Below are 19,266 nucleotides of genomic sequence, written 5' to 3'. Positions count from 1 at the left end.
GATGAAATCGTCCAAAATAAAATTTGAAGAGATCATTCTTTTCGAGGATGACGACTTTGTGGTGGTAAATAAACCACCCTTTCTCTCCACGCTGGAAGACCGCCACGAGAAGGTGAACCTGTTGGGACTGGCCCGCGAACACGTGGAAACGGCGCAAGTAGGCCACCGCCTGGACAAGGACACGTCCGGCGTGCTGGCCATTGCCAAAAATCCGGAAGCCTATCGCCACCTGAGCATCCAGTTCGAAAAACGCCGGGTGTCGAAGGTCTACCATGCCCTGGTCGATGGCATCCACAACTTCGATCACCTGTTGGTGGATATTCCCATTTTAAAGCAGGACGACGGTGTGGTAAAGCTCAGCCGCCGCGAAGGCAAGCCCGCGCAGACCTATTTTACGTCGTTGAAGCCTTATAAGCAGCATACGCTGGTGGAATGCCAGCCCATTACGGGACGGATGCACCAGATCCGGGTGCATTTGGCCTCGCTGAACGCCTCCATCAGTGGCGACGAGATGTATGGCGGCAAGCCCTTTTTTCTTTCGCAGGTGAAACGGGGTTTTAATCTGAAAAAGGACACCGACGAGCAGCCCTTTATGAAAAGGATGGCTCTCCATGCGTTTTCGCTGACATTCAATGATTTATCAGAAAATGAGCACCGGATCGAGGCCCCTTATCCCAAGGACATGTATGCGTTGATGCGGCAATTGGACCTGAATAACTAGTCGGATATTTGGTAAAATCGTCGAAAACTGAGGGTGTTTCGGGTTTTTGGATTTTAGGGATGGCCAATATTTTCAGAATTTCGGCCGTCTTTTTAAATTTGTACCCCCGCCACCAAAAACCTTCATAAACAGCCCGTTATTGGGCAGAATCCCTGAAAGGAGATGGCAGGAGTGTCCTCAAAAAACCGGGATCGGCTTGCATTTCAGATAATAGCGATTTACCTTTGTGTCCCTTTTTGAAGGGGGTAGTGTATTTAATTTAGTTTATATCAATAAAAAATGGATCATAATAGCTATAAAACAGCCTACGCAACCAAAGCCACAGTAGAAAAAGGCTGGGTCGTGGTTGATGCAAACGGTCAGGTTCTCGGTCGCGTAGCGAGCCAGATTGCCCACATCATTCGTGGAAAGCACAAAGCCAGCTACAGCCCGCACGTAGATTGCGGTGACAATGTTATCGTTATCAACGCCGAGAAAGTGAGAATGACTGGCAAGAAATGGACCGACCGCGTCCTGTTCACGCACTCGGGCTATCCCGGTGGACAACGTGAGCATACGCCCACAATGATCCGTTCCAAGCACCCTGAGCGCCTCATCGAACATGCCGTTCGCGGTATGCTCCCTAAGAACAGACTGGGCAGCGAGCTTTACAGAAGCCTCCACGTTTACGCCGGAGCAGAGCACCCTCACACAGCGCAACAACCAAAAGAAATAAAGTTCTGATACATGCAGATTGTTAACACCATCGGTAGAAGAAAGACCTCCATCGCACGGGTTTATGTAAAGCCGGGCAAAGGAGATATCAAAATAAACGACCGCGAGCTGAAGGAATATTTCCTTTCCGAAATTCACCAGACCCTGGTGAAACAAGCTTTGGCAGCATTGAAACTGGAGGCCAGCTACGATGTTACTGTGAATGTTGAAGGCGGTGGCATAACAGGACAGGCCGAAGCCGTGCGCTTAGGCATTGCGCGGGCGCTGGTAGAGATCAGCCCCGAAAACAAACCTACTCTCCGCAAGGAAGGCTTCATGACCCGCGACTCCCGTATGGTAGAGCGCAAGAAGCCGGGTAGAAGAAAAGCAAGAAGAAGATTCCAGTTTAGCAAGCGTTAATCGATTAAAGAGAATGGCTGAAAAATTAACATATCAGGAACTGTTGGATGCAGGTGTACACTTTGGTCACCTTACCCGCAAGTGGAACCCGAAGATGTCGGAGTACATCTTCATGGAAAACAACGGCATCCACATCATCGACCTGAACAAAACCCTGGCGCGCCTCGATGAGGCAACGTTCGCCCTGAGAAACATCGTTCGCTCCGGTCGCAAGATCATGTTCGTGGCAACGAAGAAACAGGCGAAAGACATCGTAACCGAAGAAGCAAAACGCCTCAACATGCCGTTCGTGACCGAACGCTGGTTGGGTGGTATGCTCACCAACTTCGCTACGATCCGCAAGTCGCTGAAGAAACTTTCGTCGATCGAGAAACTCATGAAAGACGAAGCGTTCACCAACCTGGCGAAACGCGAACGTCTCATGATCACCCGCGAGAAAGCAAAGCTTGAAAAACTGTTGGGCGGTATCGCCGACCTGAACAGACTGCCTGCAGCCCTTTTCGTGATCGACGTAAAACGCGAACACATCGCTGTAACCGAAGCTCAAAAGTTGAACATCCCCGTGTTTGCACTGGTGGATACCAACTCCGATCCTTCCGGCGTGGATTTTCCGATCCCGGCCAACGACGATGCTTTCAAATCGATCTCGATCCTGACCAAACACGTTGGCAAGGTGATCGAAGAATCGCTGATGGAGCGCAAGAAAGACAAGGAAGATGCTGCGCACAAGAAAGACGAGGATGAAAAAAGACGCGTTGACGAAGCAGTAGAAGAAGCAAAATAATTTCCATTACGATATTAAGCTTTTGGTCGTCCTGCCGCTTTGCAACACAGAAGCTGGTAGGACGATTTGTTTAAAGCCGATCCACATTCAACCACTCGTAAATCAAAAAAATAATTATGTCAGCAATTTCAGCACAAGATGTAAACAAGCTTCGCCAAATGACCGGCGCCGGCATGATGGATTGTAAAAAAGCCCTCACCGAAGCCGACGGCGATTTTGAAAAAGCTATTGAAATCCTGAGAAAGAAAGGACAGAAAGTTTCTGCTTCCCGTTCTGATAGAGATGCCAAAGAAGGTTCGGTATTCATTAAAGTGAGCAACGACAACAAAGAAGCCGTGCTCATCGCCCTGAACTGCGAAACCGACTTCGTTGGTAAAAACGAAGAATTCCAATTCCTCGGCAAACTGATCGCCGAAACCGCTTTCGCCAACAAGCCCGCCGACAAGGAGGCGCTGTTGACCCTGAAAGCTGGCGACCTCACCATCAACGACAAGATCGTAGAGCTGGTGGGCAAGATCGGTGAGAAGATCGAAGTGAGCGAGTATGTTCACATGAAAGGCGAAGCCATCGTTCCGTATATCCACGCTGGTTCCAAACTGGGCGTGCTCGTTTCGCTGAAAGGCGTGAACGGCAAGGACGTGACTGAAGCCGGCAAGGACGTGGGCATGCAAATCGCAGCCATGAACCCTGTGGGCATCGACGAGAAGTCGGTCGATACCAGCATCATTGAAAAAGAACTGGAGATCGCCAAGGCACAGATCCTCGCCGAAGGCAAGCCTGCCAACATGGTGGACAAGATCGCACAAGGCAAGCTGCAGAAGTTCTTCAAGGACAACACCCTGCTGCACCAGATCTTTGTGAAAGACAATTCCAAAACGGTAGCCCAATACCTCGACAGTGTGACGAAGGGATTGACGGTCGCCGAATTCAAACGCATAGCCATCGGATAATTTTCCGCTGTTAATCGATAGAGCAAAAGCCAGGTGATGAACCTGGCTTTTCTTTTTGCTGTTAATCTTTTTGAACGCTCAAACGTTAATTCCACCATGCTACGATCCATCAACCCTTTTGATCAATCTGTCGTTGGAGAATTTCAGCCCATGGATGCCTCCACGGTTCAAAAAAAACTTGACACCGCCGGCAAAGCCTATCAAAGCTGGAAGCGCACCACCTTTGCCGAGCGCACAACGCTCATGCAGAAGGCCGCCGCCTTGCTGCGGGCAAACAAAGAAGAATATGCCCGCACCATCACGCTGGAGATGGGCAAAGTGATCGGTGAGGCCCGCGCCGAAATCGAAAAAAGCGCCGGCGCCTGCGAGTTCTTCGCGAACAACGCCGAGAAATTCCTTGCCGACCAGATCATCGCCACCGATGCCCGCAGAAGCCTGGTGTCGCACCACCCAACGGGCGCCATACTCGCCGTGATGCCGTGGAATTTTCCGTTCTGGCAAGTCATCCGGTTTGCTGCCCCGGCGCTGATGGCGGGAAACGTGGGCTTGCTGAAACACGCGTCGACCGTTTCGAAATGTTCACTGCTGCTGGAGCAGGTGTTTCGTGAAGCAGGTTTCCCCGAGGGTGTGTTTCAATCGCTGTTGATCGACAACAAGGTCATTGAGAGTGTTATAGAATCCGATATCGTTCAGGGCGTGGCATTGACGGGAAGTGAGTTTGCGGGCTCGCAGGTGGCGGCGATTGCCGGAAAACACATCAAGCGAACAGTACTTGAGCTGGGAGGCAGCGATCCCTTTATTGTGTTGGCGGATGCCGACCTGGAGAAGACGGCAAAGATCGCCACGCAGTCGCGGATGCAAAATGCGGGGCAATCCTGTATCAGCGCCAAGCGGTTTATTGTTGTGGAACAAGTGAAGGAAGAGTTTATGAGCCGCTTTGCCGAAAATATTAAAGCCTTGCGCCAGGGCGATCCTTTTGATGGCAACATTTCGATGGGCCCCGTGGCGCGGGTTGACCTGGCGGAGACGCTGGAGAAACAATTGAACGCGTCGGTGAAATTGGGTGCCAGGATAGTCACCGGCGGGCAACGCCAGCAAGCGAACGTCCAGCCTATATTATTGGATCAAGTGAAACCCGGCATCCCGGCGTTTGATGAGGAGACCTTTGGGCCCCTGGCGGCCGTGATCACGGCGCGCACGGAAGAGGAGGCGGTGAAATTGGCGAACGCCAGCCGGTATGGGTTGGGTGCTTCCATTTGGACAAAAGATATTGAAAGGGGCGAACGCCTGGCGCGGGAAGTGGAATCGGGGTCGGTATTTATTAATGCGTTGATGAAATCCGATCAGCGGTTGCCGTTTGGGGGAACTAAGAAGTCCGGTTATGGAAGGGAGCTTTCGGAAGCAGGGATCAAGGAATTTGTGAATGTGAAGACGATTTCCATCGCCTAAGAAATCAGGTTCTGCATTTTTTTCATTCAGCATAGGGGTAACTCTAATCCCGGTTGTCCTAACGGGGAAACCAAATGAACCCCCTTATGCAGAAGTACATCAAAACGCTCTCGGTCTCACTATGTCTCCTCGTGGTCGCGCTGACGGGCTGCAACCATACCGAGGATCCCGGCCCTCTGCAGGAATCCACGGAAACCTACTCCCTCGTAGACTTCGATCGCCTGGAAATGGGTAGTGCCTTCAACATTCGTGTGGAGCAAGCCAACACGTTTAGCATCGAAATCCGCGGCGATCGCCGCAACCTGAACGACCTCGACGTATTCAAAAGCGGCAGCACGCTCATCATCAAATTCGATGACAACGCCAACCGCCATCACGATACCTACATCACCATCACCATGCCCACGCTGAAGGAAGTGAACTTCTCCGGCGCTACCGAATCCCGGATCATCGGCTTCGAAAGCGACGAGGATCTGAACATTTACCTTTCGGGCGCATCGGTATCACAACTGGACGCGGGCTATCGCAAGGTCAACCTCGTGCTGTCTGGTGCCTCCAGCCTGCATCTCTTCGGGTTAGGCGATGAATTGAAAGCGGAAGTGTCGGGTGCATCGGTTTTGAGTGCGTTTGATTATCCCGTGGGCAAGGCCGACATCAATATATCGGGGGCCAGTAGCGGGAAGGTTACGGTTTCGGATGAGCTCAAGGCCGTTGCCGGAGGTGCCAGTTCTATTTTGTATCGCGGAAATCCTTCGGTGAACTCCAATGTGTCGGGTGCGAGCAGCGTTCAAAAGGATTAATAAGGAATCAACATAACCCGTAAATGAAAAGGCCATCTTCGGGTGGTCTTTTTCTTTTTTATGGAATTTTGGATCGTGGAGGTTAACCGTTCGGGCCTCCGGGACTGAACTTATTTTGAAATTGTTCCGGCGAAATCCCAACCTTTCACCGCGTTTTGACGTAAGCCAATGCAAGCGCAATCATTACGCCTATGAACACCCTCGCTTTCTCCATGACGGATATGGTCCGTCCCCTTCTCTAACAGCCCCGCTACGGGAGGCTCGTCTCTTTTTTATTTTTTTTTTCTCAATCTTTTAAAGTCATTTCATGTCATTTACTATAAAAGTCAATTCCTTTTTTCGACTTTTCAAACAAGCGATAAGAGGAGATCAACAGGATTATACTGTCTTAAGCATCGACAAGGCCATTCTTCTTTTATCCATTCCGATGGTGCTGGAGATGGCCATGGAGTCGCTGTTCGCTGTGGTCGATGCTTTCTTTGTCGGCCAGTTGCACGATAACAGCGCGATCGCTACCATCGGCTTGACCGAGTCTTTACTCAGCTTGATTTACTCTCTGGCGATGGGCCTGGGCATAGGTGCCACGGCCATGGTCGCGCGCCGCGTGGGCGAGAAAGATATTGAATCAGCCAAGGAAGCTGGGGCTCAGGCAATTTTGCTGGGGGTAATGTTGTCGCTCGCGATCAGTGTGGTTGGGGTCTTGTTTTCGGAGGACTTGCTGCGCCTCATGGGGGCCAGTGAATCGCTTATTGAAAAAAACTCCGGCTATACGAAGTGGATGATCACCGGAAACATGTCGATCATGTTGCTGTTCCTGATCAATGGTGTTTTTCGCGGTGCGGGTGATGCCTCTATCGCGATGCGATCGCTGATCCTGGCGAACCTCGTGAACATGATCCTCGATCCGATTTTCATCTTTGGATTAGGGCCCGTCCCAGCCTTTGGTGTGGAGGGTGCTGCCATCGCGACGACCACCGGCCGGAGCATTGGCGTGCTTTTTCAACTCTATCATTTGGTGAAAGGGAACGGGATCATCAAGCTTCATGCAAAACACCTGGTGGCCCAGTGGCAGATTGTTTGGCGCCTCATGGTGATATCTTCCGGTAGCACGGGCCAGTTCCTAATCGGGTCCGGCAGTTGGATCTTTTTGAATCGCATCATGTCCAGCTTTGGAGAAGCTGCTTTGGGAGGCTATACGTTTGCGATTCGCGTAATCGTATTCGCGATCCTGCCGGCGTGGGGAATGGCCAATGCAGCGGCAACCTTGGTGGGGCAAAATCTGGGGGCAGGTCATCCTGAACGTGCAGAGCAATCGGCATGGAGAGCGGCCTTCTTTAATATGGTTTTCCTCGGAAGTGTTACGATCGTGTTCTTTCTGCTGGCGCGGCCGATCATTGGCTTGTTCTCCATAGATCCCATCGCGATTGAACAAGGTGCAGAGTGTCTGCAAATTGTTTCACTGGGCTATGTCTTCTATGCGTTTAGCATGGTGATAAACCAGTCGTTCAACGGAGCAGGGGATACGCGCACACCTACGGTGATCAGCTTTGTGGGCTTCTGGCTTTTTCAAATTCCGTTGGCCTATTTGCTGGCGGAGAGATTCCATGTGGGCACGAGAGGCGTGTATGCTGCCATCGCCATTGCCGAATCGCTCATGGCGATTGCCGGCATCATCATTTTTCGGCAGGGAAAATGGAAATTGGCAAAGGTGTAATAACCGGGTATGAATAGTAGATCGTTGCGCCTATACAGGGCGCAACGATTTTCTTTTTAGGGATGTGATCACTTCGGATCTTCCTTCTTCTTGAAGGCCGCCTTGAAGGCGTTGCTTAATTCGTCGCCGGCCTTTTTCAGACTGGCTTCCACCTCGCGCCAGCGCTCTTTGTTCTCGGCGTCGTTGCGCATTTTCTCGGCCGACACTTTCAGTTCTTCGTATTTTAGATGGAATTCCTTTTGCAGTCGTTCGCCGGCTTCGTTGAGCTCGACCATGAAATCGTCTATTTTTTTGCCGAAATTGTTGAAGGTCTTTTCGTTTTTGCCTTGATCATTCGTTTCCATTACACCTTGTTTTTTTTACAATTTACTAAAGCACACCGGTAAAAGCATGGGGTATGCGGGTACAAACATCTATTTTTCCATCCCGGACCAACCGGCAGGGTGACGGCGGGCGGTGTGCGGAAACGCGCCGGCAGGGGCTGGATTTTGGCCAAGTGGTCAAAATAAAGTGTCGGAGAGAAAGGTTTGTGGCATCATTTGCCCTATTTTTGGTCCAAACAATAGCAACACTGTGAAGAGAATTATTCGTTTTTCCCTCCTGATGGTGCTGGTACTTCTGGTGGAAGCCTGCTCGTCGTCGCATCATGCCAAAAAGCATAAAAAGCTGAAACCCGGAAAACCGATCCCTTGTCCTCAAAAGGATTGCTGATGAACTTTCGTAAAATCGTCATCGCCATCGACGGATATTCGGCTTGCGGAAAGAGCAGTACGGCAAAAGAGGTCTCCAATATTCTCGGCTATCGCTACATCGACACCGGTGCCATGTACCGCGCCGTCACGCTCTATTTCCTGGACCACCATGTGGCCATGACCAACCCCAAGGAGGTGGCCCGTGCGCTACAGGATATTCATATTACCTTTAAGATCAGTACAAAAAACAAATCGGAAACCTATCTCAATGGTCTCAACGTTGAAAAGACCATCCGCACCATGCGCGTATCGGAAATGGTAAGCCCCGTGAGCACCATCAAAGAAGTGCGCGTGGCCATGGTGGAGCAACAACGACGCCTGGGAAAAGAACGCGGCGTGGTCATGGACGGCCGCGACATCGGCACGGTGGTGTTTCCCCAGGCCGACCTGAAGGTCTTCATGACGGCCGACTTGTTGACGCGCGCTTTTCGAAGACAACGCGAACTACTGGAGAAAAACCAGATGGTCGACCTCGACGACGTGGTGGAGAATATTTTACAACGCGACAAGATCGACACCACCCGCAAGGAAAGTCCACTCCGCCAGGCAGACGACGCGCTCGTGCTCGACACCACGCACGTCACCCTGGAAGAACAAGTGGACGAGGTGGTACGCCTGGCGCTTGCCAAAATGATCGTGCTGCACTGATCAGTGGATTTTTTTTGAAGGAGTAGGAGAGTAGTGTAAACGTAACCCCATGGATAGTACTTTCAGGCGTTTTATTCGTTACTTTTTTAGCGGTACGCTTTTTATCGTACCCCTTGTTGCTACGGCCTATTTTATATACTTCTCCTTTCAAAGTCTCGATAAACTACTGAATCTTCCCTACCCGGGATTGGGATTTGCCATCATCATCATTACGATCACCGGCTTTGGATACCTGACCACCAACTTTGCGTTCAAGACGGTGGCGGATTGGTTCGATCACGGGATGAACAGAATTCCTTTGGTGAAATTGATCTACTCGGCTGTAAAAGATTTGCTGGGCGCCTTCGTGGGCGATAAAAAGAAATTCAACAAGCCGGTGCTGGTGCGCATCAACAAGGATAATAATCTATACCAGATCGGCTTCATCACCCAGCCCGACCTGACGGAACTGGGGTTGACCGATATGGTGGTGGTTTACTTTCCCCATTCGTATGCCTTTTCGGGCTTTCATTATTTTGTCTCGAAAGAGAACATCAAGCCTTTGAATATCTCGGGGCCTACAGCTATGAAGTTTATTGTTTCCGGTGGGGTGAGTGGATTCAGAGAATCTTAGAAATGGAACCAGGGCGGAACCATCAGGAAGAACAGCAGTACCGGCATAAAGCAGTTCATATAGTTGACATAGGAATACTTTCGAAACAAAAGTATCATAGTGGTCACAATCAGAAGGATCAAGGGGCGTGCGATGCCATCGGAAAAGGGTGAACTGAGAACACGATAGGTCTGCGTTGACTCTTTACCGGCGAGTGACACGGTTGTTGGTATTCTGCAAATCTGGGTTGCCTTGACCACGAGCGGCTCTTTCTCCTTTGCGTCAAAGTCGTAGCGTTGGAGAAGTTCGTAGGAAACGGTCAAGGTGAAGTGCGTCGTTTCCATGAAGCTGTAGACAAGGTTTCCCTTCCCACGCCTTCGACCAAAAGTCTTCTGCCAGCCGTCCACGCCTACTTCCTGGTAAACTCTAGCGGGCAAACAATAGTCGATCGTCAAGAGAACCGCATAAGCGAGAATAACAAAATTGACTCGTCGCATGATCCGGAAAATGTTCTGTCGCTGCCGATCCAGTCGTCGCTCTTCCTCTTGTTTTTCGCGTTGCTTTCGTTGAATGTATTCCCGGCGATAAACGCCTCGCGGATCCTCTTCATACTCCACAACAGGCTGTGGTGGGGGACCATAGAGACTATGATCGTATTGCTGTTTTCGAACGGGGTCGGAGAGTACGCCATAAGCTTCTTTCAACTGTACGACCGCATGGTTCACTTCGTTAGGGTGTGTGCTGATCAACCTGCTATAGGCAGTCTTGATCTCTTCGATCGATGCCGCGCCGGAAATGCCAAGGATCTCGTAGTAGGTCACGAATATAATTTCCCTAAGTTATCGATAAAATTGCTCGCCGTGGTGTCCTGAAAAAGACATCCAGGCAAACAACAAAAGACCGAGCGAAACAAGCGCAAGCTTATAAGCGGTATCCGTATAGTCTTTACAAAACAGAACAACCACGGAACATAACAAAGAAAGCATCCACCAAAATGGGGTGCTTTGATAATCCGTTGAGGTCAACGGAATTTGAACGAGCCTGTTACCATCTTTGATCACTACCGATTTGGCGACGTGGCGCACGGATGAAATGGTGAATTGTACAGGCATGCGCAGTGAATCCCGATCGTAATCATAATTCACGCGAACGCCTTTGGGCAACTCGAACGCAAGGTGGTTGTCGCGTAAAAAATCCACGGTATCTCCTCCGGTAAGGCCCACACGCCAGCCCGCTGTGATGCTGCTGTTGCGGGTAACCGAAACGTAGTTGTCCAAAAGGAAGAGTAACGAAACTATTGCAACTGCCAGGTTGAGCCATCGAATGACCGGATAGATAGCCTGTCGCCGTTGGTGTTTCCCCGCCTTTGTCTCCTCTTCCTGTTTTTGCCGGTAGCGTCTCCACGTTTCCGCTTCCCGTTGCCGTCGCGCCTCAGCTTCTCTACGTTCGCGGTCGCTGGTTTCACGATAAGCGTCCTGGTAAGCATATCGACTGGAGGACGTGTAGTGTCGTTGTGTGTCGTATTGGGCACGTTTCAACGTGTCGGACAACACCTCGTAAGCTTCGTTAATCTTTTTTGAGAATTCTGCCGCAGCTGCCGTCGAATTTTTGTCGGGATGGTAAATTTTCATGAGCTTACGGTATGCTCGCTTGATTTCGTCGTAACCGGCATCTTCACGCACACCCAGAATTTGATAGTAATTCATGTTGCTAACGGGTTCATTGGCCTCGGCATATTTCTTACGCCTCGCGGCCGATCGTATTCATCGAAAAGAGTGTAATGGGTATTTTGAAAGTTACGAAATAACACCCGATCCAATCAATTCCTCGCCATCATACCATGCGGCGAATTGTCCGGGCGTAATACTTTTTTGAGGGTTTTCGAACGTGATGTATAGCCCTTCTTCTCTCTTGTGCAGCGTGCACCCCATCAAGGGCTGACGGTAACGGATGCGCGTGAGATAATCTTTTGACTCACCCACCGCTAAGGCAAGATCTTTGCGAATCCAGTGCTCGTCGCTGTTCGGAATAAACAACGCCTTGCGATAAAGTCCGGGATGATCTTCTCCCATGCCGGTGTAGATCACATTCTTTTCAGTGTCTGTGCCAATCACAAACAACGGCTTTTCAAAGCCGCCGAGGTTGAGGCCTTTGCGCTGCCCGATGGTGTAGTAATGAGCGCCTTTGTGTTCGCCGATCACTTCACCTTGTTCGGGTGCCAATTCGTAGTGCGCAGAAAGCGAACGGAGATCATCGGCCGCATAACCATTTTTGAAAACGGCGGCTTCCGCATCGATCTCGATCACCTTGCCCGTTTTGGGTTGCAGGCGTTGTTGTAAGAAATCAGGCAAGTGCACTTTGCCCACAAAGCAGAGCCCTTGTGAATCTTTTTTATCGGCCGTAACCAAATCGATCTTCTTCGCGATGGCGCGCACTTCCGGCTTCAGCAATTCGCCGATGGGGAACAGCGCCTTCGATAATTGTTCTTGCGTGAGTTGGCAAAGAAAATAGCTTTGATCTTTGTTGGGATCTTTGCCGCTCAGCAACCGGTATACGGTCTTGCCGTCTTTCTCAAAAGAATCTTTGCGCGCATAGTGACCCGTGGCCACATATTCGGCGCCCAGTTTTAAAGCGGTCTGTAGAAAAATATCAAACTTGATCTCACGGTTGCACAGCACATCGGGATTGGGCGTGCGCCCGGCCTGATATTCGGCGAACATATAGTCGACGATGCGCTCTTTATATTCCTTGCTGAGATCGATGGCTTGAAAAGGAATGCCCAGATGCTGTGCCACGATCATGGCGTCGTTGCTGTCGTCCAGCCAGGGGCATTCGTTGCTGATGGTCACGGTGTCGTCGTGCCAGTTCTTCATGAACATGCCGATCACTTCGTAGCCCTGTTCTTTCAACAGGTACGCCGTGACGCTGGAGTCCACTCCTCCCGACAAACCGACAACAACTCTTTTCTTCATATCCCTATAAAATTACGAAACTATGGTGTAATCGTAGAAGTCGCATCTTCCCGTAAAAGTTCATTTACGGTTTCGTTAAAATGCTGTACGAACTGTTCGTAATAAAGTCCCGTGCCTGGTCCGGAAAACCCGGTGTGAATTTTCTTCACTTTGCCGTCTTTACCGATGAATATGGTGGTGGGAAATGCTACCACGGCATTCAGCATCGGCAAGGTTTCCGAGGCAAGGGCCTTGTCGTTTGTGCCACCGATCACAAAGTCGTATGTCACGCCCAGCTTCTCGGCCATTTTTTTCACGCGGCCGCTGGCATACTCGAAATCAGGTTTGCGCTCATACGCCATGCCGATGATCTCGACGCCGCGCTTGTTGTTTTCTTTATACCACGGTGCCAGGAATTTTGTTTCGTCCATACAATTGGGGCACCACGTTCCGAAGAGTTGGAGGATGACCACTTTGTTCTTGTACTTGTCGTCGGTCAGGCTCACTTTTTTGCCGGTCACATCCGGAAAGGTGAACGCGACGGTCTCGTAGCCTTCTTTCAGGAAGGTGAGTTTCTCGGCGTCGGGGAGTGCGGCGTTGTCATTTTTTTCGCCTTCCCAGAATTCCATCCAGGTCTTGCCGGAGTAGTATTCGCCCATCAGTTTGCCCTCGGGTGTTTTGATGGCGGTGAAGATATAGGCGTGGTTGCCATCGAATGTGCTCAGTTGCATCATGCCATTGGCTACGTTGCCTTGCAGGTAACGGTAGTCGCCTGTGGGGGTCAGGAACGTGCCGGTCACGCTATCGCCGATTTGTTTGAAGATGCCTACCGCTACCGTGGTGTCGGTCTCGTGAATGAAGTTCACGGCATACTTGCCGCTGAAGTCGGGAACGCTGTCCTGCTTCAGACCTTTTTCAAAGCGATAGGTTTGTCCGTATACCGCCAGGAAGGGAAGGTTATAATCTTTCTCGTAGTTCTTGATGAACTCCCCCTGCAGCGTATCGCCTTTGATGCGTGCTTTGATGTCGGCGTCGAACACGTGAAGGACGATATCGACTGAATCGCCGTTCACCGTCACTTCATCCAGGAGCAGACGTTCTTCTGCATTGCGCAGGTACACATCGTAGCCGTCGGCGTTGTCTTTTTCAATGTCGAGATTGAAGGGCAAGGGCTGGCCTTGTATTTCGATGGTGGCGCGCCAGGTGCCGGTCTTTAATACTTGCTGCGTTTCTTTTTTTGCGAGGCATCCCGCCAGGCTGACAAGGGTGAGTGCAGCAATAACAATTCGCTTCATTTTCAATGTTTTGTAATGGCCAAAACACAAAAATGCGAGAAATGATTTACAATTTGAGCCGAAGTAAGGATTTTGCCTTTAATCGTCTCTTTCAAACGATATAGATACATGTTTGAGCACCTGAGAATATTGGAATTGGCCACTGTATTGGCCGGCCCCAGTGTAGGCCAGTTTTTTGCAGAGCTCGGCGCGGAAGTGATCAAGGTCGAAAACCCCGCATCGGGTGGCGACGTGACCCGCACCTGGAAGGCCGCCGGCGAACAAACCGACGACCGCTCGGCCTATTTCTGTGCCGTGAACTTTGGCAAAAAGTCCATCGCCGTAAAGCTCGACACCGACGAAGGCCGCCGGACGGTCCACGCCCTGGTCCGCCAATCCGATATCGTCATTGCCAGCTATAAACCCGGCGACGCTGCCCGGCTTGGGGTGGACTATGACACCCTCAAAACACTCCAGCCCAACCTGATCTATGGTCAGATCACCGGTTATGGCTCGCACGATGCCCGTGTGGGCTACGATGCCGTGATCCAGGCAGAGGCGGGTTTTATGTATATGAACGGGATGCCTGGCGGCGAATCGTTGAAGATGCCCGTGGCGTTGATCGATGTGCTGGCCGGACATCACCTAAAGGAAGGCATTTTAGTGGCCATGCTGCGACAGCAAAAGACCGGCGGCAGCCAGTTTGTGGAGGTGTCGCTCATCCAGGCGGCCGTGGCTTCCTTGGTAAACCAGGCTACCAACTGGCTGGTTGCCGGCCAGGTGCCGGAGAAAAAAGGGTCGGCGCACCCCAATATTGCTCCGTACGGCGATGTGTTCAAGACGGCCGACGGTGTCGAATTCCTGCTGTCGGTGGGTAACGATCGCCAGTTTTCGGATCTCTGCGCCGTGCTGGGCATCGCGGAAACGGCAAACGACCCGCGCTTCGTGACCAACCCGGCCCGGGTGGCCAACCGGCCGCAGCTCAACACGGTGCTCCGTGAAAAGATAGGTCAGCAATCATCGGCCAACCTCGTCCAAGCCCTTCGCGACCGCAAGATCCCGGGCGGTCGCATCAGCACGGTGCAAAATGTATTCGAAACCCCCGAGGCACAGGAAATGATTCTCCGTTCGGTAGATCGCCTGGGCGTCAAGACCTATGCGGCCCAGCCGATGTCGGAAAAATCCACCCACCTTCTTCCGCCGCCGCATTTGGGCGAACATACCGTTGAAATCCTGGCAAAATTGGGTGTGCCTCAAACGTAAATAAAAATTCTTCCAGCATGAAGCTCATGAAACGTGTCTTGATCGGTTTGGTAATTCTTGTGATCGTTTTGGTGGCCGGAATATATATCTACATGAGAACCACGGCACCTGACTACGAAGGTACCTTGAAGGTTGCCGGTCTGAGATCGGAAGTGGAGGTGTTGTTCGACGATTATGGTGTCCCGCACATCTATGCGCAAAATGAGGAGGATGCCTATTTCGCACTCGGCTATGTGCATGCACAAGACCGCCTCTTTCAAATGGAAATGCTTCGCCGGGCTGCAGCCGGAAGGTTGGCGGAAATATTAGGCCCGGAGTTGCTGAAGGTAGACAAACTGTTTCGCACACTGAGCCTTAACCAGTTTGCCAAGCAACATGCGCAGAAGTTCTTATCATCCGACACGTCCGCGTTTCAACGGGCGGCATTGGCGTATCAAAAGGGGATCAATCACTACATTAAAACGGGGAAAACTCCCCTTGAATTCACCCTTATCGGTATTCCGAAAACGGAGTTCACCCCGGAAGATATTTATCTCGCCGTAGGCTTTATGTCGTTTGGTTTTGCCGAGGGCTTGCGCATCGACCCGGTGTTGCAAAAAATCAGGACCGAACTGGGAGATGAATACTTGAAAGACTTTGCCGTTCAGAATCCAGCCGATGCCGTGTTGATCAGGAATTTCGCGGGGCAGGGCAAAACGCGTGGGCGCGATTCGTTGATCTCGTTCCTGAACGAAAGCCTTGAAAAAATTCCCGTAGTGATGTGGCAAGGCAGCAACGGTTGGGCTGTATCTGCTGAAAAATCAAAATCCGGATTTCCCATCTTAGCCAACGACACGCACATTGGCTTTGGACAACCCGCTGTATGGTACGAAGCGCACATCGAATATCCGGGCTTCCGGCTTTATGGTCACCACCTGGCCGGTGTCCCCTTCGGCTTGCTGGGCAACAACGATTTCTGCGCCTGGGGACTCACCATGTTTGAAAACGACGACACCGACTTTTTTATCGAGACTTTGAATCCCCAAAATGCAAACCAGGTGAAATTCAAAGATGCCTGGGAAGATATGGAGGTGCGCAAGGAGATCATCAAAGTGAAAGGTCAGCCCGACGAGATCCTGGAAGTGAAAACCACGCGGCATGGCCCGGTCTTCAACAGCCAGCTCACCGAAAACAAAACCGATGATCCCGTGGCGTTGTGGTGGCTTTTGCTGCACGAAGAAAACGAAGCGTTGCAGGCTGTATACCGGCTCAATCACGCAGGGACCTTCGCGGATGCCCGGAAAGCCGCATCGATATTTTCGGCACCGGGTCTCAACCTGATGTACGCCGATCGCGACAAGAACATTGCCTGGTGGGCGGTGGCGAAGTTGCCCATCCGTGCCAAACACGTTGCTTCGAAATTTTTCCTCGACGGCAGCAGCGGCAGTGACGAATATTTAGGATTTTATGATTTTTCGAAAAATCCCCAAGCCATAAACCCACCGTGGGGCTATGTGTATTCGGCCAACAATCAACCCGACAGCGTCGAGGGTGTGTTGTACCCGGGTTATTATTATCCAAAGGGAAGATCGGGCAGGATCAAAGCATTGCTGGAGCAACAATCCACCTGGGAGCCCGCCGATTTCAAAAAAATAAACCTGGATCATGTGTCGATCATGCACCCTGACGTGGCCAAGGAAATTGCTGCGGTGCTCAAGCAATCGTCGAACCCGGCATTTGAACCACTCGTCAACGCATTGAATGGATGGGATGGCAGCCATAAGACCACGGACATAGCGCCCTCGATCTATTACAACATGCTTTCGCAGATCTATTTTCTGGGCATGAAAGACGAATTGGGTGACACAGCCTTGCGATCGATATTGGCTACGTCGATCACTAAAAATTCGTATGGCATCCTGATCTTACACGATGCGTCGGCCTGGTGGGACAATGTGGATACAAAAGATAAAAAAGAAACACGCCAGGATATTTTTGCCCAGGCGGCACAGAACACCATTGCTTTGCTGACAGAGTCCAGTGGAGTCCACCCTGCGGGATGGACCTGGGGCAAAATTCACACGCTCAAACACAACCACCCACTGGGCAAGGTGAAATTGCTCGATCCCCTTTTCAGCGTGGGTCCATTTGAAGTGGAAGGCGGCATGGAGGTGATCAATAACCTGCATTTTTATTTGGACACCACCGGGTATTTTCCGGTCACCGGGGGGCCGGCGCTTCGCAAGATCACCGATCTGGCCAACGTCGGTTCGGGCGAAACGGTGTCTCCAACCGGCAATTCGGGCAACGTGATGAGCCCTTTTTATGCCGATCAGGCCGGGATGTTCGCCACCGGCAAATTCCGCCAGATGCTCATGGATCGAAAGGAGATTGAGGCCCGGTCGAAGCACAAAATGGTGTTGAAGCCTTAGATCCCTGAAAAGTCCTCCCACTTTCTCCCACCGCATTTCGGGAAGAACATACGGTTGAAATTCTCTCAAAATTCAGTGTAAGGCAGGTTTAATCCAGGATTAACCTTCCCGAAACGTCCCTTTCGCTTCATTTTCGAACGTCTAAAAGTGCCTTTTGTGGGCATTTTATGTCAGATTGTGCCAAAAAGTGAAAAAAGGTGGCGTAAAGTGGTTGAAAGTGGTATAAAATTACATATGTTTGCTTAGGAGAAAAAGACAACCACTACGTCTATGACCTTCTTCACCAGTGAATTTGAGAGTAAACTCGATACCAAAGGCAGGCTGGTACTGCCTTCGCGGATCAAGGCTCAGCTCCCCGAAGGGGGTGGCAATGAGCTGGTCGTGCGCCGTGGTTTCGAGCCCTGCCTCATTATTTACCCCATGGTGGAGTTCAAGAAGGTCTTCTCGAAAATCTCAGGCTTGAGTGAGTTCAACGAGGAATACCGCAAACTCCAGCGGAATTTCTTTTCGGGGACCGCTACCGTCGAGTTGGATGCCAACGGCCGGTTTGTGATCCCGAAAAACATGCTCACCTATGCCCAGCTCGACAAGGATGTGATCCTCATCGGGATGGGCAACAAAGTCGAGGTTTGGAATCCTTCCATCTACGAGAAGCATTTGATCCAGGATCCGGGTGAGTTGTCGAAGCTGGCTGAAAAGTATTTGAATGAATAACAGGTGCATCACCGGTTATCAGGATAAAATACGAGTCGCGTGTGAGAGAAAAGTGTCTTCTGGCTTAAACGGCCCGAGGTCGCTTGGAGAAAGATTATGGTAGAGAAAAAGAAAGCGTGACGGGATCCTTGAAATGCTGAGACGGAAGAAAAAAATAGTGATCAACCGCTTATCGCCAAAGTGAAAAGACGATGAAAGAGAAGATCACACCCAACGAAGGAAGCTATCACCGCCCCGTGATGCTGAAAGAGTGCATCGAGGCGTTGCAGATAGACCCGGAAGGGATTTATGTGGATGTGACCTTTGGCGGTGGCGGCCACAGTATGAAAATTCTGGAGCAGCTGAAAGGTGGACGATTGATAGCCTTTGACCAGGACGAAGATGCCCGGCAGCAGGCAGACCAGATCAAGAGCCGTTCTTTTACATTTTGTCAAACCAACTTCATGTACATGAAGCGGTACCTGAAACTGAATGGCGTCACGCAAGTGAACGGCATTCTGGCCGACCTGGGCATCTCATCGCACCAGATCGACTCGCCGGCGCGGGGATTCTCCACGCGCTTTGACGGACCGCTCGACATGCGCATGGATCAGACGCAGTCACAGACTGCAGCCGACGTTTTGAACGACTACAGCGAAGACCAGCTCCACAAGCTCTTTGGCATGTATGGCGAGTTGAAGAACGCGAAGACGGCCGCGCGCATGGTGGCGCAGCAGCGGGTGAACAAACCCTTTGCGCGCACGGAAGATTTGAAAGCAGCCCTCCAGTCCATCGCCCCGCGGGGAAAGGAGAATAAATATTTCGCCCAGGTGTTTCAGGCGTTACGCATCGAAGTGAATACGGAGATGAAAGCCCTTGAAGATTTTTTGCACCAATGCGGCGAAGTGATGGCGCCGGGCGGCCGGCTGGTGGTGATGTCGTATCATTCGTTGGAAGACCGGATGGTGAAGAACTACATGATCAAAGGGAAAGTGTTTGGCGAAGTGGAAAAGGATTTTTATGGGAACGAGATCAAGCCTTTTCAAACCGTGGGGCGAAAGCCGGTAGAAGCCACGGAGGAAGAGATTGCCCGGAACAGCCGGGCGCGGAGTGCAAAGTTGAGAATAGCAGAAAAGATTTGAACAATATCA

The 19,266-nt window shown here is 51.1% G+C and carries 20 protein-coding genes; 15 read left to right on the top strand and 5 right to left on the bottom strand.

The window, feature by feature from the left end; translation table 11 throughout:
• The first annotated feature begins 1 nt into the window (after position 1).
• From D4L85_RS01220 to D4L85_RS01185, 8 genes are all read left to right on the top strand, one after another.
• Positions 2-721 carry an RluA family pseudouridine synthase gene (locus D4L85_RS01220; protein ID WP_119752605.1) on the top strand — a complete coding sequence of 240 codons (720 nt, stop codon included), beginning with the start codon at positions 2-4 and terminating at the stop codon, positions 719-721.
• A gap of 279 nt (positions 722-1,000) precedes the next feature.
• Complete coding sequence (gene rplM, locus D4L85_RS01215; RefSeq protein WP_073136413.1) at positions 1,001-1,444, top strand: 50S ribosomal protein L13; 444 nt, start codon at positions 1,001-1,003, stop codon at positions 1,442-1,444.
• A gap of 3 nt (positions 1,445-1,447) precedes the next feature.
• Positions 1,448-1,834 carry a 30S ribosomal protein S9 gene (gene rpsI, locus D4L85_RS01210; protein WP_119752604.1) on the top strand — a complete coding sequence of 129 codons (387 nt, stop codon included), beginning with the start codon at positions 1,448-1,450 and terminating at the stop codon, positions 1,832-1,834.
• 13 nt (positions 1,835-1,847) lie between these two features.
• Positions 1,848-2,618: a 30S ribosomal protein S2 gene (gene rpsB / locus D4L85_RS01205; RefSeq protein ID WP_119752603.1), complete on the top strand. Its 771-nt coding sequence runs from the start codon at positions 1,848-1,850 to the stop codon at positions 2,616-2,618.
• 116 nt (positions 2,619-2,734) lie between these two features.
• Positions 2,735-3,568: a translation elongation factor Ts gene (gene tsf, locus D4L85_RS01200; RefSeq protein WP_119752602.1), complete on the top strand. Its 834-nt coding sequence runs from the start codon at positions 2,735-2,737 to the stop codon at positions 3,566-3,568.
• Between the two features lie 96 nt (positions 3,569-3,664).
• Complete coding sequence (locus D4L85_RS01195) at positions 3,665-5,017, top strand: NAD-dependent succinate-semialdehyde dehydrogenase (protein ID WP_119758608.1); 1,353 nt, start codon at positions 3,665-3,667, stop codon at positions 5,015-5,017.
• An 86-nt stretch (positions 5,018-5,103) separates the two neighbouring features.
• Positions 5,104-5,817 carry a head GIN domain-containing protein gene (locus D4L85_RS01190; protein WP_160143469.1) on the top strand — a complete coding sequence of 238 codons (714 nt, stop codon included), beginning with the start codon at positions 5,104-5,106 and terminating at the stop codon, positions 5,815-5,817.
• A 307-nt stretch (positions 5,818-6,124) separates the two neighbouring features.
• On the top strand, positions 6,125-7,531 hold the full coding sequence (locus D4L85_RS01185) for an MATE family efflux transporter (protein ID WP_119752600.1): 1,407 nt from the start codon (positions 6,125-6,127) through the stop codon (positions 7,529-7,531).
• A gap of 68 nt (positions 7,532-7,599) precedes the next feature.
• Here the strand turns inward: D4L85_RS01185 and D4L85_RS01180 are convergent, their stop codons facing one another.
• A complete protein-coding gene (locus D4L85_RS01180; protein ID WP_119752599.1) occupies positions 7,600-7,875 on the bottom strand; it encodes a hypothetical protein in 276 nt (91 codons plus the stop codon).
• Between the two features lie 229 nt (positions 7,876-8,104).
• On the opposite strand from D4L85_RS01180, the gene D4L85_RS34295 reads away from it, so the two are divergent.
• The 3 genes from D4L85_RS34295 to D4L85_RS01170 are packed head-to-tail and all read left to right on the top strand — an operon-like array spanning position 8,105 to position 9,544.
• On the top strand, positions 8,105-8,242 hold the full coding sequence (locus D4L85_RS34295; RefSeq protein ID WP_160143468.1) for a hypothetical protein: 138 nt from the start codon (positions 8,105-8,107) through the stop codon (positions 8,240-8,242).
• Positions 8,242-8,931, top strand: coding sequence for a (d)CMP kinase (cmk, locus tag D4L85_RS01175; RefSeq protein WP_119752598.1), 690 nt, complete (start codon positions 8,242-8,244; stop codon positions 8,929-8,931). Before D4L85_RS34295 ends, cmk begins: the two co-directional genes overlap by 1 nt.
• 49 nt (positions 8,932-8,980) lie before the next feature.
• On the top strand, positions 8,981-9,544 hold the full coding sequence (locus D4L85_RS01170) for a DUF502 domain-containing protein (protein ID WP_119752597.1): 564 nt from the start codon (positions 8,981-8,983) through the stop codon (positions 9,542-9,544).
• Here D4L85_RS01170 and D4L85_RS01165 read toward each other — a convergent pair.
• The 4 genes from D4L85_RS01165 to D4L85_RS01150 all read right to left on the bottom strand — a co-directional run bounded on the left by D4L85_RS01165 (position 9,541) and on the right by D4L85_RS01150 (position 13,769).
• Positions 9,541-10,344, bottom strand: coding sequence for a J domain-containing protein (locus D4L85_RS01165; RefSeq protein WP_160143467.1), 804 nt, complete (start codon positions 10,342-10,344; stop codon positions 9,541-9,543). The two genes, D4L85_RS01170 and D4L85_RS01165, sit on opposite strands and share 4 nt — an antisense overlap.
• Before the next feature lie 18 nt (positions 10,345-10,362).
• Positions 10,363-11,229, bottom strand: a complete 867-nt coding sequence (locus D4L85_RS01160) for a J domain-containing protein (RefSeq protein WP_119752595.1) — start codon at positions 11,227-11,229, stop codon at positions 10,363-10,365.
• 90 nt (positions 11,230-11,319) lie between these two features.
• Entirely contained in the window at positions 11,320-12,495 is a 1,176-nt protein-coding gene (mnmA, locus tag D4L85_RS01155) for a tRNA 2-thiouridine(34) synthase MnmA (protein WP_119752594.1), read from the bottom strand.
• 20 nt (positions 12,496-12,515) lie between these two features.
• Entirely contained in the window at positions 12,516-13,769 is a 1,254-nt protein-coding gene (locus tag D4L85_RS01150) for a peroxiredoxin family protein (protein WP_119752593.1), read from the bottom strand.
• A gap of 108 nt (positions 13,770-13,877) precedes the next feature.
• Between D4L85_RS01150 and D4L85_RS01145 the strand changes: the two genes are divergently transcribed.
• From D4L85_RS01145 to rsmH, 4 genes are all read left to right on the top strand, one after another.
• Positions 13,878-15,011 carry a CaiB/BaiF CoA transferase family protein gene (locus tag D4L85_RS01145; protein WP_119752592.1) on the top strand — a complete coding sequence of 378 codons (1,134 nt, stop codon included), beginning with the start codon at positions 13,878-13,880 and terminating at the stop codon, positions 15,009-15,011.
• A gap of 17 nt (positions 15,012-15,028) precedes the next feature.
• Positions 15,029-17,422 (top strand): penicillin acylase family protein, encoded by a 2,394-nt coding sequence (locus tag D4L85_RS01140; RefSeq protein ID WP_119752591.1) that lies wholly within the window; start codon positions 15,029-15,031, stop codon positions 17,420-17,422.
• Between the two features lie 270 nt (positions 17,423-17,692).
• Positions 17,693-18,136, top strand: a complete 444-nt coding sequence (mraZ, locus tag D4L85_RS01135) for a division/cell wall cluster transcriptional repressor MraZ (RefSeq protein ID WP_073136381.1) — start codon at positions 17,693-17,695, stop codon at positions 18,134-18,136.
• Between the two features lie 191 nt (positions 18,137-18,327).
• Complete coding sequence (rsmH, locus tag D4L85_RS01130) at positions 18,328-19,257, top strand: 16S rRNA (cytosine(1402)-N(4))-methyltransferase RsmH (RefSeq protein ID WP_119752590.1); 930 nt, start codon at positions 18,328-18,330, stop codon at positions 19,255-19,257.
• Positions 19,258-19,266 lie beyond the last annotated feature (9 nt).

Origin of the sequence: Chryseolinea soli (assembly GCF_003589925.1) — a bacterium.
In the GTDB taxonomy this organism is placed as follows: Bacteria; Bacteroidota; Bacteroidia; order Cytophagales; family Cyclobacteriaceae; genus Chryseolinea; species Chryseolinea soli.
This window is presented reverse-complemented; position numbering and strand designations above follow the sequence as displayed.